Annotated in this window: 6 protein-coding genes; all 6 read right to left on the bottom strand. The window is 48.8% G+C overall.

Going from position 1 to position 17,582, the window contains the following annotated elements:
* Positions 1–13 precede the first annotated feature (13 nt).
* The 6 genes from QFZ51_RS16890 to QFZ51_RS16865 are packed head-to-tail and all read right to left on the bottom strand — an operon-like array spanning position 14 to position 17,564.
* The gene (locus tag QFZ51_RS16890; RefSeq protein WP_429047390.1) at positions 14–1,045 is read right to left on the bottom strand and encodes a PorP/SprF family type IX secretion system membrane protein; all 1,032 of its coding nucleotides are present in this window, start codon (positions 1,043–1,045) and stop codon (positions 14–16) included.
* 33 nt (positions 1,046–1,078) lie between these two features.
* Positions 1,079–3,076, bottom strand: coding sequence for an OmpA family protein (locus tag QFZ51_RS16885; RefSeq protein ID WP_429047388.1), 1,998 nt, complete (start codon positions 3,074–3,076; stop codon positions 1,079–1,081).
* A 26-nt stretch (positions 3,077–3,102) separates the two neighbouring features.
* Entirely contained in the window at positions 3,103–4,107 is a 1,005-nt protein-coding gene (locus QFZ51_RS16880) for a PorP/SprF family type IX secretion system membrane protein (RefSeq protein ID WP_079467646.1), read from the bottom strand.
* A 31-nt stretch (positions 4,108–4,138) separates the two neighbouring features.
* Entirely contained in the window at positions 4,139–8,248 is a 4,110-nt protein-coding gene (locus QFZ51_RS16875; protein ID WP_429047386.1) for a PKD domain-containing protein, read from the bottom strand.
* Positions 8,249–8,275: 27 nt separating this feature from the next.
* Positions 8,276–8,632: a T9SS type A sorting domain-containing protein gene (locus tag QFZ51_RS16870; RefSeq protein ID WP_370910115.1), complete on the bottom strand. Its 357-nt coding sequence runs from the start codon at positions 8,630–8,632 to the stop codon at positions 8,276–8,278.
* Positions 8,633–8,642: 10 nt separating this feature from the next.
* Positions 8,643–17,564 carry a right-handed parallel beta-helix repeat-containing protein gene (locus tag QFZ51_RS16865; RefSeq protein ID WP_429047383.1) on the bottom strand — a complete coding sequence of 2,974 codons (8,922 nt, stop codon included), beginning with the start codon at positions 17,562–17,564 and terminating at the stop codon, positions 8,643–8,645.
* Between the last annotated feature and the right edge of the window lie 18 nt (positions 17,565–17,582).

Genomic DNA, 17,582 nt, shown 5'->3' with positions numbered 1-17,582 from the left:
AAATTGACAGCCGTTACCATACGTTACGGGGACAGGTATCTCCATACTTGTTACCCAGCAGGAAACCGATCATGATTTCATGAGTACCCCGGCTCACTGTATTCAGGGAAGATGCCGTATAGTCGTAAGAGTAACCAATGTTAAACTGCGAGCTGATGTTGACCCCAAACATAGCAGCCACCCCGTCGTTTATCCTGTAAGAAGCCCCCAGCCAGAGCCGGTCGCGGTACATAAACCTGGCGTTAACATCCACACTGAATGGCATGGCGGTGATCATTTTCAGCATTACCGACGGCATCACATTCAGATCATCGTTTATCCATAACCGGTAGCCGGTAGTAAAGAATAAATGCGGTACCAGTTTGCCGCTGTAAACAGAGTCGCCCACTACTTTGCCATTGTCGAACCCGATTTGCTGCGGGATAATATTCTGCACAGAGATACCGGCAAAATAATCTGCTGAGTACAGCCACAGTCCGGCGTTTACTTCCGGCTTCCATTTGTTCAGTATACCGGTGCTGGTGCCCAGCACCGGATCGGAAGGATCAAAGAATTCCACCCTGCTGGCATCCAGACTCACCTGTTGCATACCTATACCGATACCGGCGCTGACACTGGTTCTGGGAGATAGGTTAATGTGATGCGCATATGCCCCCGTAATGGAAAAGCGGTTAAGCGGACCGGTTTTGTCGTTCAGCACGGTAAGCCCTATTCCGGGATGCGGAGGCGGCGTGGTGTAATCCTGCCAGTAGCCTTTTCCACGGGGATTATTTCCTTCTGGCTCAAAACCTGTAGGCGATGCGGTACTGTAATCCGATTTACGCAAAGGCCCCTGCAGGGTCATATACGTGGTTACCGGTGCACCTTTCATACCTACCCACTGATGCCGGTGACTGAAGCGCAGGTCCCAGTAGTTTTCAATACCCGCCAATGCCGGGTTGATGATGAAAGGATTCATGATATACTGCGTGTAATGTGGCTGTTGCTGCGCATGGGTAACATGCACCAGCAAAACAAGCAAACCTGTGAGCACAATGTTTTTCATGGATCAGTGATTTTGGGTTAAACAGCCGGGCTGTTACTTTTTAATGATCGTAAATGCCGTTCTCCTGTTCTTTTGTCTTCCTTCCGGGTTATCACTACCATCTTCCTGGGTGTTGGGCGCTACCGGCTGTGTATCGCCATAACCTATATAAGTAAGCCTGGAGCGATCAATGCCTTTGCTGACGAGATATTCCACGCAGGTTTTCGCACGGGCTTCAGACAGGCGTTGGTTAAACGCGGGCTTACCTTTACTGTCGGTATGCGCACTCAGTTCTATGTGCATATCGGGATTGGCGGCAAGCAGTTCCGCTAGCTTATCCAATGAAGGGAATGAACCTTCCTGTAACGTAGCCTTGTTGAAATCGTAGTACACGTTTTCCAGCACTACCGGCGCTTCCGGTGTAACCAGTTTCGTCAGACACAATACCGGCACTGTCATGGCAGCGGTGTCTTCGTCTTGTGGAACAGTTATCTGCCGCGCATTGGTCGTATAACCGTCTGCATTAGCTACTGCCTTTAACGGTAAAAAGTCTTCCACGGTAAAAGCGTAGCTGCCATCGGCCGCCGTGGTGTGCGTGTATACCACTTTGTTACTGATAGTATCTATCACATTTACGGCAGCACCCGCCAGTGGCGTGTTACTGTCGCAGGATACCACGATGCCGCTCAACCGTTTTGGCGGACGGTTTTTATGTACAAAGAACAATTCCAGGCAGCATTCTGCTGCACGGTCAGTGCCCAGCAGTACATCATCCAGCAGGTTTTTATTATTGCTTCTGCTGGTAAAATAAATATCGTCTTTCACGGAGTTCACCGGGTAACCCATGTTTACCGGCGCTTTCCAGGTACCTACATTTCCTTTGCTGGAAAAGAAGTCGTATCCGCCCATGCCTACACGGTTATCTGCCGAAAAGATCAGCGTTTTGGTAGCCGCATGATAGAATGGCGCCTGCTCATTACCGGCAGTGTTGATTACTTCTCCCAGGTTGGCTGTTTGCAAGGGCTTACCGGATTCATCAAGGGAGGCATACCATAAGTCGAAACCACCGTAGCCATCGGCCCTGTCGCTGGCGTATAACAATGTTTTACCATCTTCCAGTAAATACGGTTGCTGGGTATTATTACCAACCGAATTCACCAGCGCATCCATCACCACAGGTTCGCTCCAGTTATCACCGTTTTTACGGGACACATAAATGGCTGATACCTTTTTGCCATGATCCATGTGCCAGCGGGTAAAGAATAGTAACTCCCCGTTGGGCGACAGGCATGCAGCGCCCTGGTGCAGCCCTTCCGGCTGATCGAGCTTTAACAGGTGAATATCAGATACCTGCCCGGCTTCATAGCTGGCGGTATATAAACGATTGATATAAGTATGATTTTTCTGAAACGAACTGTCGGGCCGGGTAGAAGTAAAGATGAGGGTACTGCCGTTACTCCACAACGGCGCATAGCTGGCCCCCGTAGTGTTTAACGCAGGAGGCGCCTTCTTTACGCTGTACTCCGACAGATCTTTTTTATTCAACTGGGCGGTAATAAAAGCCAGGTTCTGCAATTCGCGTTTAGCCGCTTCCGTGAATTTATCATTAGCCGTATAGCTGTCCAGGAAATTTTTGAACGCCTGGGTCGCCTCTTCATACTTAGCCAATGCCCGCAGGGAAACTGCGTAGTAGTATGGCGCCAATGGGAAACCAGCTTTATCCAGTTCCATCACGGATTCGTAGTAAGGCGCTGCCTTACCATAGTTATGCAGGTTGCGATAGCTCTCTGCCAGCTTATACACCGCCAGCTGTTCGCTGCTTACCTTTACTGTTTTATTCTTTACCACCGACACGGCCGCATAAGGTTTGTAAGTATCCGGCTTCACCGTTTTGGTACGGGAGCCCAGGTACTTTTCATAATAAGTAGCCGCTGAATTGTAGTCTTCTTTACTGTAGTACTGATCTGCCGCTTTGAGATAGTTATAGGTAAATTGTGCAAACGACATCATACCCGATAACAGCAATGCGGAAGTAAATATTATTTTTTTCATGAGATCCTGTTGCTTTTAAAAGTTGATTACAATCGTGGACAAACAAATTCTACATCCGGTGTTCTTACCGATCTGCGGCCAATGAACGTAAGGGATATTTCAAAGCTGTTGGAGCCATGTGCCATTTTGCTGAGATCAGATGTATTGATATCATAGCTGGCGCCGAGCATCATATTCTTATAAATAAATCCCGCGTGTGTAGTCACTGCATCTTTGTACCGGTAGTTTACACCGAGCAGGAAATCCGTTCCCGCTGCTGCATTCAGCTGGCCATAGGCGCCGATCATTTTTTCCTGTGCAGGGCCCTGCTGCATGAACAGGAAGTTGGGTGTAATGCTGAGTATTTCCGACAGGGTTAACTTCACGCCGCCGTGTACATTAAAGCGCATCGGGAAACGGGCATCACCTTTGGCGCTGAACTGGTCCTGTGGTTTGGTAAGATGCATAACGGAGACGCCGCCATAAATATTAAAGTTCTTCCCGGGGGTAGCGTCATAATACAATGCCCCTGCGCCGGCATCAAAGGAGGCTGCCGAGTTACGGGTAAGTACATCCGATACAGGATTACCGGGGTTGTAGCCGGTAACAGGGTTCCATTGCTCGCCATAGGTGAGCTTGGAAGGGTCAAACCTGCGCTGGATAAAGCCCAGCTGCAAGCCGAAGTTCAACTGGTGATAATGGGAAGCATCGAGTTTCACACCGGTATAGGCCGCGCTTACATAAGCCGTTGTATAATTGTAACCGCCATCGCCGGCAGTTTGATTTAATACGCTGGCGCCTATATTAATATTCTTTGCGGTGGGTATTTCCCCGCTTACACCGTATGTTTTAAACGGGCTGATATTCCCCCACTGCGTGCGGTAAATGGCCGCCACGCGATAGTCGCCATCAAATACGCCTGTAAGCGCAGGATTTAACCACGACGGATATACGTAGTACTGTGAAAAGTGGGGATCGGTTTGCGCCATTAACCGGGTACCGGAGCATACAGTGGCAGCAAAGATGAATAAGGTTGCAATGATCGTTCTCATTTACAATACGGTTTTATGTGAATGATTTACTTTACCTGATAATAGTTACATAGCCGGTGATAGGCGCCATACCCGCCCGGAGCCTGATTACATAATAGTAAGTGGCCATTGGCAGCTGATTACCTTTGAATCTGCCGTCCCATGGTACATTATAACCGGTGGAATGGTATATCCTTTGTCCGTAGCGGTTAAATATTTCCACGGTGCTTTCTGCATAATCAGACAGGTTGGTGATAATCCAGGTGTCATTAACACCATCTCCGTTTGGAGAGAAGGCATTTGGTGGCGCAACTGGTTTTAATACTTTCACCGTCATAGCGTCACGAGCCATACAACTATGTTTGCCGATGGCAGTAAGTGTGTACGTGGCATCGTGCATGGCGGGAATTACCGGCGACAACACCGTAGGATCGGGGAAGTCGGCAGCAGGGTCCCAGGCAAAAGTGAGGTTCACCGAATCGTTGGCTACCGGCTTAAAGCTCACGATAGTACCCTGCGGCACAACAAAGGATGGTCCGGCATCTATCACCGGCTGGAGGTATACGATCACCTTGCTGCTATAGGCAGATGATCCGCAACCCGACTGATTTGCTACCTGCAACTGCACGCTGTATTCACCAGGTGCGGTATATTTTTTTACCGGGTGTTGTTCAGTGGAGGTGGTGCCATCGCCAAAGCTCCACTCCCATTTATTAATGCTTCCGGTAGGATCTGTGCTTTGATCCGTAAACACATTGTCGGCGCCCTGGCAAAGGGTATCCGGCGTTACTTTAAAGGATGCCACCGGCTGGCCAAAGAAGGCGCTTAATGTTTTAGTGGCCGAATCTTTACAACCATAAGCGGTAGTAGCCACCAGCTTCACGTTAAACGGTCCAAAGGTTTTATACTGCCAGGTAGGATCTTTTGCCGCCGATCCTGCACCACCGTCGCCGAAGTTCCACTGGTAAGAAAGGGATGACTTGTCTCTCGCCGTAGTGAGATTGGTAAACGCGGCGGTTCCATCCGGCATACATACTTTGGCAGGCAGCGCAAAATCGGTCACCGGCAACTCATGTACGGCCACTATGGCTTTGGCGGTATCGCTGATACAATTATGATCACTCACCGCCACCAGCTTCACGAGGTAGCTGCTGTCTTTCTGGTAAGTGATGGTAAACGGATTGTTGTTGGTGTTGTTTCTCAGCGTACCATTGCCCAGGTCCCATTTCCAGTTGGTGATGGTTCCTACGGGAATGGCAGACTGGTCAGTGAAAACAGTATTCTGTCCAAGACACAAATTGGCGGTAGCTGTAAAAGCAGCTGCAGGTTTAGGATACACTACCACGGTGGTGGAAATGGAATCGGTACAGCCGTTGCTGGTGGTAAACACATACCAGATGGTATGCGTACCTGCGCCTGCAGTAGCAGGGGTGAAATTGCCTGTTGAATCCGTAGCCGGACCACGGTAGTAACCTTTACCAGTTACGCCATTTTGTACAGTAGCTTTGCCTATGGCAATGGTGCCGGGCATGTTTACGCAAACCCCGTTCAGGGCAGCATAAGCCAGTTGTGGTTTCAGTTTAAAGGTAGCCGTTACCGTAGTATCCTTCGTACAGCCTTTATCGGTAGTTACACTATATTTAATAGCATAAGTGCCAAACTTCGTATAGGCATGCGTGGGATCTTTCGCCACCGAGGTATTCGGGTTAGCAGTTGTTGCATTAGCATCCCCGAAGTTCCAGGCGTGTGTGCTGATGGTTTGCGCATCGGGTACCACTGCACCGCTGGTAAACTGTACCAGGCCACCTACCGGCAGGCAGTCGCCGGGATAAGCAAAAAGCGGGTTGGGTTTGGCGTACACGGTAACCGTTTTTGAAACGGTGTCGCTCACACAGAGGTTACTTACTTTCACCACGTGTTTTATGGTGTAGGTATTATGATCTTTGTAAGTAATCGTTTGTACCGCGTTGGTAACAGCGTTCAGCACAGAATCATTTCCAAAATTCCAATACCACGATTTTAAAGGCGCCGTACCTCCGTAAGTGGAGTTATCGGTCATCTTCAATACTCCGCCTTCGCATAAGGCAGCAGCATCTGTTGTAAAGGATGCCACTGGTTTGGCCGCTGCGGCTACCTGGAAGGAAGTATCTCCCACACAGCCATCCCTTGAAATCACCGTTAGCTTTACCGCAGCATTCCCCACAGGAAATACTTTTCCTACCTGGATGCCACTATCCTTCACTGCTCCCGGGAACTCCCACTGCCAGCGGTCGATCAGCGGATCCTTCAGGCTTGTATCTCCCTTAAAGTAAACCGTATCCAGCGAACACCCGGTATAGGTATAAGTCATTACCGCACGCGGCTTTCCTTTCACCAATACCGTGAATCCCACCTTTTCGGTGTTGTTACAGTTTTCAATGCTCGGATGCGTGGACATGACCGGGATATCATACTCTCCTATTGCGCTGAACTGGTAAGTGCCGGGCAATGAGTATTTATAATAAGTGATCCCATTGATCAGTACCGTACCAGTGCTTACCGGTGCATTAACCGTTACGTCTGCGTTAGGTGTAATCGCTGTGCCCAGGGTGCTGAGCCGCCACACCATTTTTGTAGGCTTGTACGCCATTAAAATGGACAATTGCACGGGGGTATTGGTACAGGTAAAATCATTGGATGTTTTAGAAGTATCATAACTGTTGTGAATAGAGCCTACGGCATTGAGGTTATTGATCAGCGTACCGGCATTGTAGCCATAGCTTTCCACGCTGCCCAGGCCGTATGTAACTGCGGTGAAGGCGGAGTCGCTGCTCACAATACATTGTGCAGGCGCAGCCGGCCATCTTTTGATCACTACCGTGTAACCGTTCAGGTTAGGATGCGGGTAAGAGAAGTCAAACAGGGGGCTGCCATCAATCCTGAGCGAGGGAATACCTGCCGTAGGAATGATCATGGTGAGATAGTTGGTTTCTATAAACTCCCGGTCGTTCCGGTAAAAACCAATCCGCTTGATGGCTTGTTCTATAGGGCTCAGGTATACCATTTCCGGATCTCCCAGTCCGCCGGTATTGCCGCAGGCCCCGGAAGACGACATAAACTGCGCCACCAGCACCGGCTTATCTGACTCTATATAATCGGCGGTATTGCTAACAAACTCGTAGTAAGAATTGGCGATCAGGCCGGTGAGCGTTACACCATTTCTTTTTACAATGGTGGCAGGATCTTTCACCACTACTTTATAAATATTATACTGGAGGGTCGACGGCAAATCATCTTCAGAGGTGGGCGCGGTGAGATAACGTTTACCCCACGCCTGGAACGGAAAGATCTGCTGGATGTTATTATCGCCGCTGCTGCTGGAGTTATTGCAGGTGATGGCCGTACGGCTGCTGCCGGAATACACGGCCACGGGATAACACTGTCCCATTGGATTGCCGATCGATTTAATAGTAGTGCCGGTCAGCTCCCGGCCGGCGCCACTGCCCAGCGAAGCGCCTACCAGCTGGTAGATATCCCCGCGGTTCAACGTAACGGTGAAAGGTACGCCCGCAGGGCGTCCGTTACGGGTTAATACCGAAGGGGTAATTTCCACCACGGTATTATTCTGGTTCGCAATAACAAACATCCAGGAGAAACAGTCGTCCGCATAGTTCTGCATACTGTTCACAGAAATGTAGGAATAACCCCATGTTTCTTCCGGCATCAGCATAGTAGCCCCGGAAGAGGCGCTGCCATAAATATGCGCATAGGCAACAATAGGCACGTTACTTTGTATGTGAATAGACTTCCCCGTGAAAACGCCCTCGCCTCCGGTGCCGCCAAAAGAAGGCGGCAGGGAATACAGTCTTGCATCTATAGCGCCCGATTTAGGGATCAGGTCAGAAGCAATAACGGTATTCGCCGGGATGTTATACGTACGCGTCCAGGTGGTGCCGGTAATGCTCACTGTAACGGTGGCAGGCTGTTCTGCACTCAGGTACAGGATCATTTCCTGGCTGTTGCTTTGCCCCATCTCCATGAACTGGTGGTGTCCGTAGCCCACCCAGAAATCTTTCCCTTTATTGGAAAGATTCTGGGCGTATGCAACATCGGCTACGAACTGAAACAGGGTCAGGGATATGGCAATGCAAAGTCGCTTTATGTATAGTAATTTGGTTGACATCTTCTTCAATTTTTCATATTGAAATGATTATTGTTTGATGATCATCTTCGACGTCGTTGTGCCATCTGCAAAAATGGTATTCAGCATATAGGCTCCCCGCTGGATATCCTGTACATCCAGCTGGTTATTTTTACCGGTAACCGCTACACGCTTGATGGTTTTGCCATCCATCGCATAGAGTACCAGCTGTTGAATTGATTTGCGTGACTGTATGGTGAGGGAAGAAACGACCGGGTTGGGATATACCTTCACAGATCGCTGCAACATTAAAAGGCTGTCGATATCCTGGCGCATGGGCCGGATAGTTGCATTGGCACAAGGCCAATGCAACATCCAACATCCAATGACTAACAGTAACAACTTCTCTATGCTTACTTTTTTCATACAATTGTTTTTAGCGGATCAGGTTAATAACTCCTTTCTTCTCTGTTTTACTTCCGTCTGTAAGGGTCAGATGACATACATAGATGTATACACCGGAGGGCAATGCCTTTCCTTTGTAGTTGCCATCCCAGCCAACAGACTGATTGTTGGATTCGAATACTTTTTCACCCCACTGGTCAAAAATGGTGATGTGCAGCTGCTTGATAATGTAACCATACACGAGCAGTACATCGTTCCGGCCATCATTGTTAGGTGTGAACGTATTCGGAATATAGATGCCGTCAGGCAAGGTTTTACCTTCAGCCGGCAGTGATGCCTTGTCTTCACAACCTTTCGCACGGACAATCAGTTTCACTGTTTGCACCGGTTGTAACCCGCTAACGATATGCACCAGTCCTTCCCTGCCGGAAGTTGGCAATGTCCAGCTGGTACCGCCATCCAGGGATACTTCATAACCGGTGGCATTGGCAACTGCCTTCCATTTGAAGCGGATCATGTTTACGCCTACGCTGTCTACCGTAACTACCGGTGTTTCCAGAACCGGCAATACATGTACAATGGCTTTAGCGCGTGACAGTCCGGGGCATCCGTGTGTGAGTGTTTCCAGGTAGTAATTACCGTCGGCGGCAATGTTGTTAATCGTGTAGTCGTTGCCGGTATGCAGCAGGGTACCGCCTGTTGGAGCATCGTACCAGTTGTACAATACGCCGGGTTCAGGATTCCTGGCAGACAAGGTAACATCCGTGCCGTTACATACGGTCATAGAGTCTTTCACAAGTTGTGCCAGCGCAGGCGCATACACTTCCACTTCTTTGGTAGTATCACCTACGCAACCCTCTGCCGCCACAATGCTCAGTTTCACTTCTTTCACACCCGGGTATCTGAAGTACTTAAGGGTATCTTTTGCGGACGATACTGTAGAATCGGCAAAGCTCCATTTCCAGGTGCTGATAGCAACCCCGTTGCTGGTAGTGGCGGTGCCTTTAAACAAGGCGCCGTCGTTCAGGCAGCCGGTATAGTCAACGCTGAAATCAACCACTGGCGCAGGGATTACCTTTATCTGCAGAATGCTTTCAAAACTGTTGCTGCAGCTTTCTATATCCGGATGTGAAATCAGGATAGGCACTTCATACAAGCCTGGTTTGCTGAAGATGTAATCAGCCGGCACCGTAAAGCGATAGTACTTCCGTTCGTTGCTGATGATAGAATCCACTGGCACCGGGTTATTCTGCACGATATCAGTTTTAGGTGCAAGGCTTGCTACCTGGCTGAATTTCCAGGTAATCGCTGTTGGCTTCACTGGTATCAGCATAGAGAAGCGGAATGGTGTTTTAGCGCAGGTGTAGGTGTTGTTCTGACCACTGTTGTTCATTACGTTGTTAAATGAAGGCAGGATGTTCAGATTCTTCACCAGGGTACCCGCGTTGTAGCCATAGCTTTCCACGCTGCCGAGGCCGTAGGTAACGGCGGTGAAGGCAGAGTCGCTGGTTACCGTACACTGTGCAGGTGCTGCCGGCCAGCGCTTCACTACTACCGTATATCCGGTAGCGTTAGGATGCGGATACGTATGATCGAAAGTAGCGCTGCCGTCGATCAGCAGGGAGGATACACCTCCTGTAGGTATGATGAGGGTAAGATAATTAACAGTAATAGACTCCTGTGTATTGCGGTACAGTCCTACCTTTTTGATACCCTGTTCTACCGGGCTCAGGTAAATCATTTCAGGATCGCCGTTGCCGCTGGTATTGGGACAGCTGCCGCTGGACGACATATACTGCGCTACCATCACCGGCTGATTGGCTTCAATATTATCGGCAGTGCTGCTTTCAAACTGGTAGAACCTGTTGTTGATCAGCCCCGTCAATGTGGCGCCATTTATTTTCACTACGGTAGCAGGATCTTTCACCAGCACACGATAAATGTTGGTCATGAAAGAACTGGCCGATCCGCTGGTAGAGGTAGGTGCAGTAAGATACTTTCTGCCCCATGCCTGCGACGGGAAGTTCTGCTGGATCAGGTTATCGCCCGATCCACCCGTTTCGATGCCGCAACCAATACCGGTACGGCTGCTACCGGAGAACACCGCCATCGGGTAGCATTTTCCATCTTCATTGATGACAGACCTGATGTGGCTACCAGACAAGTCGTATCCTTCGCTGCCACCGCCAGGCATCATAGCGCCCAGCACCTGGTACACTTCTCCTTTATTCAGTGTAACCGTAAACGTTGTATTGGCAGGTTTACCGGCCAGCGTGGGCACAGAAGGTGTGATCTCTACTTTTGTATTATCATAGTCTGCTATTACATAGAACCAGGAATAGGTGTCTGTGCTGTAATTCTGCCTGGACGATAGTGTAGCATATTCATAACCATAGGTACCTACCGGCAGCAGCATGGTGGCGCCGGAAGAGGCGCTGCCATAAATATGCGCATAGGCAACAATAGGCACATCACTTTCAATGCTGATACCTTTATCTGATAATCCTTCCTCTATCAGGCGGGCATCGCTCAAACCACTCTTTGGTATTATCTCCGTAGTGATGGTTTTGTTGGCAGGAATGTGATACACTCTTTCCCAGCTGGTGCCATTAATACGCACGGTTACGTTGGAAGAGTCCTGTGCATTGAGGTACAGCACCATGTTCTGCGAGTTGTCCCCGGTGAAGAACTGGTGGTGACCATAACCTACCCAGAAGCGGGTACCGCGGTTGGAGCTGTCGGCCGGCTGCAACAATTGAGAAGTAGCCGTGCCGCCATTGAGACCGGTGAATTTATCCAGGAAGTGTACAGCGCTATCCCTGATCACATTCGGGATATCATATACATGGCTCAGCGAATCCACGATCCATGCATTGGCACTGTCTGTGCGGCCCATCCGGATATCCTTCTGGCGCCTGATATAACCCTGCCACGGATCGATATAGAACTGATCGATGTTAAAGTTATACTGACCATTGGCCGGTGTTACATCCACATCTGTGTAGAAATACATAAAGTCCCTGCCTGTAGCCAGGTTTGGCGGCTTAATACCGGAGTAGCGTCTTACCGCTATGTTATTGGGTATGGCCGTACCCGGGTTCCAGGTAATTTTTGTTACCGTGTCCGTACCAAACATAAATGTTTGGGTAACGCCGGGAGCCGGTGTAGCCGGGAATGCCGGGAGCACCGGTGGCACGGAAGTAGGCAGGAATTCGTAAGCGCCCATATCCGGCACACCATCTGTGAGCTTAACTGCCCTGGCAACACCGTTGATGTCTTTATCATTACCTTCTATCTGCACACCACGGCCATGGATAGCCCATACATCGGGCTTTGCAATGGCTGGTTGCAGCGTGGTATCATCTGTAAATGCAGGTTTGTATACAATTGAATTTATATCCAGTGTATCCGCTGTGATGTAGTCATGCAATGTAGCATAGCTGCCCGCAGGGGTAAGCTGTTTCACCAGCACGGTACCTTTTGTATACAGTGTGTTATAATCGCTCTTCATGTAAAGCGGGTTCGCAATATACATGGCGATACCGCTGGTATCTGAAGCAAAAATGTTATTCTTTACTTTGATATTACCATAGTAAGACGCCGTATGCCTGAAGTATGCAGCGTAGTTATCGCCGGTGGTAGTGGAGCTGTTCAGTACCGAGTTATTGTAGTAGCTGAGGTTGGAACTGCTTTCACTATAAATACCGTACGCATTCACACCATTGGCTTTAACACTAACCACGTTATTGGAGATGGTAGCCCCGTCTGCCTGGTAAAGTTCCAGTCCACGGACTTCCCCGGTAATATTTCCTCTTGCAGTAATCCTGTTTCCGGATACGATGCCTTTTACGCCGGCATCAGCAGTCGCGTAGTAAAGGTATATTCCGTGAACATCATCGGTGGTATTGGTTACCTTAATGTTGTTGGCTGAAATCGAGTAGCCGTTGGTGTTATCTGTATGGATACCATAGGCATCAGCTGCCATGTTACCACCCAGGTTCACCTGGTTGCGCCGGATCATCACACTGTCGGCGTACTCAACATACAAGCCGTTTGAATATGGTTTATCTACAATATTGCTATCCAGTACAAGTCCGCGTGCAACGGCGCTGTAACTGCCTTCCCAGTAAACGCCATTCGACCCGTTGGTGATGGTATTACCGGTGATCACGTTACCAGTGCCGATACATTCATCGGCATACACACCGCTCACGGCAGTACCGGTGCTGGTGCTAACCGGCAGCTGAATGGCACAGTTAGCGATGCTGTCGTACGAAGATGCATTGGCATACACCACTGCCCTTGCGTTGGTGATGCCTGCCGGTTTAATAGTAATAGCTCTCCAGGTGACATAGTCTACGCTATCCAGCTGCAATACATAATTCAATGCAGATGTACCGGCGTAGGTAAGCGTTACAGCAGCTGCGCTGTTGGCTTCACTTTGGAAGGTTACCCTGTTTACCGCAGAAGCGCCGGGGATATGATGCATGGTGACCTGCTCTGTATAGGTACCTGCCTTTGCAAGGAAGGTAACGGGACCGGCTATACCGCATTCCAGTTTGGATACAGCGCTGCTGAACGACTGGAAGTTAGTAAGACTGGTAGGCGCAGCAGGGTTAATGGTATAGGTGCCTGCCAGCAATGGTGGGTTCAGGTTAGCTTTTACCACGGCAGAATAAGCGCTGTCGGTGCCTCCGCATATGATTAAGCAGCGGTAGTAGTTTTCTACGCCAATGGTAGTATTAAATACGCTCACATATTGTGAATCGCTGACAATTACCCATGGACCTGCAGCGGTGGTAGAACGCTGCCACTGGTAGGTTTGTGTGCCACCGGTGCTGTTGCCGGTAAGATCCAGCTTAATATCGGTACCCATGCACACCGGTGTAAGCGGAAATACGGTGGAAGTACCCGGTACCACTGGTTTGCTGCAATTAGGCACGCTCACTTCGTAAGCGCCCATGTCTGGTTTGGTAGTACTCCTGGTTACACCAAGGATATCGGTAGTAATGCCTACCGGCTTACCGGTGTTATCCAGTGGAGAGATAACCGTTGCGTAGTTACCGGCAACAGGATCTGCAAACACAGGTTGGATAGACAAAGAGTTGCTGTCCAGCTTAGTGGCGGCAGTCCATGCTGCAAGCGTAGGATAGTTACCGCCTATATAAGCTGTATTAAAATTGCTTTTTACATAAATATCATTGTAATTGGACGTAAGCACTGTGCTGGTGCCTATGCTCAAACCTCTCCTGTTTCCTTTACCGGACCTGCTTACATCAAGAATATTATCAAAGAACTGGATGCCTGTAGCAGTACCCGACTGATAGAAGCCGGTAGCTTCATCGGAAGAGGTACTCTTAAGATCATTCAGCGCAATTGTATTGTGATAATAGTAGACATAGTCGGCGCTGTAGTTGGAGAATCCATACTGCGTACCCTGACCACGGAAATCATAGATCACGTTATTGAAAACTTTTGCCGGGTTAGTGGCGGTTGCATCTGCATAAGAGAACTCCATTCCATAAACAGTAGAAGTACTGCCTGGTGCACCGCCCAGCAGGTTATGGATACGGTTATTGCTCACCACCACATCAGCTGCTTTGTTTTCAACGCTGATACCATACAGGGAGTAGCTGTCATTGTCACGGCCCGGCCTGGAAATATCATTATGATCTATCAGGGTATTAGTGGTATAGCTTACCGCAATACCTGTTTCATAAAACTCTTTTATGATATTGTAACTGATGGTATTACGTGTGGGGATAGAAGCAGTAGCACCATAGATAAGCACACCGTTATACCCGCCGGTAATGGTGTTTTTTGTGATGATATTGCCATCACAATCGTTATTGGAACCGGTGGTTGGACTGGATTCACTACCATTGATCACGATACCGGCAAACTCATTGTAGGTACCTGTTTGATCTATGATGAGGTTACAGCGGCGGATAGTATTGCTATCAGCGTTATTGAGCATCTGCACACCATAGCCATAATCATCGCTGGCAGCGTCTATGGTAAGGCTGTCGAAGGTAATATGATCAGCACCACGCAACTTTATCACCGCCCTTTCATTATCATCGGTAGGTGCAAATTTTATTGTATTGCCGTTACCGTTAAAGGTGATGGTGTTAATGGCAGAGGCGCCTGCAATAGAGTCGAGGATCAGCTGCTCCAGGTAAGGACCGGAACCGGCTACTACATTCATTACCACAGGGCCTTGTATACCGCATTCCATTGCCGCTTTGGCAGCGTTAAAGCTGATAAAGTTGGTGGCGCTGGCTGGTGCATTTTTATTAATGGTATAGCCGCCACCTGGGAATGCCTGGTTTACAGTAAGGAGTATTGGTTGTGAGTACGCGGTGTTACCACTACACGTAACGGCTACACGATAATAAGACGTTATAACCGCCGTGATCACTGTATCCGGGTTGGTAAGCACATTGCCAATGTTGGTGTACGTACCCGTAGCGGTAGCTGACCGCTGCCACTGGTAGGTTTGTCCGAGTCCGATAGAATTATCTGTGAGTGATAACGCCACTTTCCGGTTCACACAAATCACGGATGGGCTTACCTGTGCATTACCTGCCAGCGGTGGATTAATGCAGGGACCGGGTGTAAACTCATATGCACCAATATCAGGCGTAGAGGTACTTCTTACTGCATTATTAATATCTACAGTAATATTTACCGGTACACCTTTGTTATCGATAGAAGCATTCGCCGGCTGATAGTTACCGGTGCTGACAGATACAAACAGCGGATTGGAACTTACCGAGTTGCTATCTTGTGCAGAAGCGGTTTGCCAATCGAGCAACGCCGCATTGTTAGCGCCAAAGTAGCCTATATTGCTGGTGCCACCGCTGGCAGCCAGGTAGTAATCATTCCTGTTGGCATGAATAGTACCGTTGGTTGCAGCAAAGTATATGCAATACTTGCTGCCGCCACCACCACGTGTTACAGCAATGAGGTTATTTAAAAATTCGATACCGTCGGCCTTGGATGTCTGATAAAAGCCGCGGGCGGTATAGGTAGTACCTGTAGTGGCAGTTCCATCCAGCGCAATGGTATTATGGTAATACCAAACGTTGTCGGATCCTGAGTTGTAAATACCATAAGCATCTCCCTTACCCGTATAATTATACATAAGGTTATTGCTTACTACGTTTTCCAGCTGTGCGAGTGCATCGGTGCTGCTGAAATAAATGCCGTAAGCCGCGCTGGTGCTGTTAGGCGCTCCTCCAAAAGGATTGCTGATGATATTACGGGTAACGTTTGCCTTTGTACTGAGATTCGTGAAATAGATACCGTAGAAGGTGCCTACACCGGTACGCGCCGGCCGGCTGATGGTATTATTTTCTATCAGCGTATTAAAAGAGCCGGTTACATAGATACCATAGCTGTAGAAATTGCTGATCTTATTACCGGTAACTTTATTATTACCATTTGCAAAAGTATTGCTGCCGGTTAATACAATTCCATAGTAACCGCCATTGATAATATTATCAGAGAAGATATTGAAATCGCATTTCGCCTCTCCGGTAGTAGTAGCTGAAGTAAGCGAGCTGCTGATAACGACACCTGCGTTACTGGTGGAACTGGCGGTAGAATCCAGCAGGAATGTACAGTTCTTTATTGTGTTATAATCTGCATCGTTGATCAGGTGTACACCCCATCCGCTGCTGACGCCACTGGTTTTAATCACCAGGTTGCTAAAAGTAAAATAGTCGGCGTCCGACAACCGGATCACTGCCGGCGCTGAAGCGGTGCCCGCAAATGTAAGCGTGTTGCCGTTACCGTTAAAGGTAATGGTATTGGTAGCAGAGGCACCTGGTACCGGTGTGATCAGCAGTTGTTCGTTGTACGGACCACTGCCGGGAGCCACGTTAAATACAACAGCATTGTTGATACCACACTTAATAAAATTATAGGCATCATTGAAGGAGGCAAAGTTGTTACCACCGGTAGGCAGGGCCTTATTAATATTGAAGACGCCTGACACCGCCTGCGGAGAAGTAACTGTTACCGCATTGGAGGTAACAGTGGTACTGGAAGCGACACAGGTTACGTTACAGCGATAGTAAGTAGTGGCCGGTTGCGTAGTTACCAGGCGGTTGGTAGTATCGTTGGGAATATTGGTCCAGGTAGTATTATCAGTGGATTTCTGCCATTGATATTTAATACCGGAGGCAATAGTAGTGCCGGACAAGGTGATGGTTACCTGCCCGTTCATACAAACGGTTGATGAACTGGCGGTAGCAGTTCCTGCAGCGGGCGTACCGGTACAGGCCACAGCGGGCGTCCAGGAAAAGATCACATCCGGGCGGGTGGTCATGGTACCGGTATTAGTGGTGCTGGTGGTACCGCACAAATAATTCAGTCCGTCGGAGCGGTAGGTATGTGACGCGTTAAAAGGAAGTCCTGTTGTATACGGTACTTCCGGGTTATTCGTATAGGTAACATTGTTATCTGAATCAGGCGCACCGTTACATATTTCCACTACGATGTTATCTGTGCCATTCCAGAAAAAAGCAGAGCCAAAAGGAAAAACATTGACACCTGTTTTCGGGAGATAATTAACCGGACCCAATACCTGGTTGGTAATGGGTACCCAGGTGCTATTGTCCAGCGCCGTATCAGTAGTAGTGCCAATTTTTATGGTATACTGCTCGATCGTATCGGCGCCGTTGAGGTTGAGCACCTTGTATTTCAGTCCGCTGATAACACCGGCATTCATTCCTGCGGCATGCAGCTCTGAAGCGCGGTACAGGTATTGCGTCCTGGTGCCTTCATAATAATCCTGTAATGGGCACGGATATCCCGTGTTGGTATTACCGGAAGTGCTTTGACCAATGCTGATATCCGTTTGCGCCGACAGCCGGCAGGCCAGCATCAGCAATACTCCTACAAGTAATGTTGTTTTATATAGATAATGAACAGTACAATTTCTCATATGAGGTTATTTGAATTT

It is taken from the genome of Chitinophaga sp. W3I9 (assembly GCF_050434025.1).
In the GTDB taxonomy this organism is placed as follows: Bacteria; Bacteroidota; Bacteroidia; order Chitinophagales; family Chitinophagaceae; genus Chitinophaga.
This window is presented reverse-complemented; position numbering and strand designations above follow the sequence as displayed.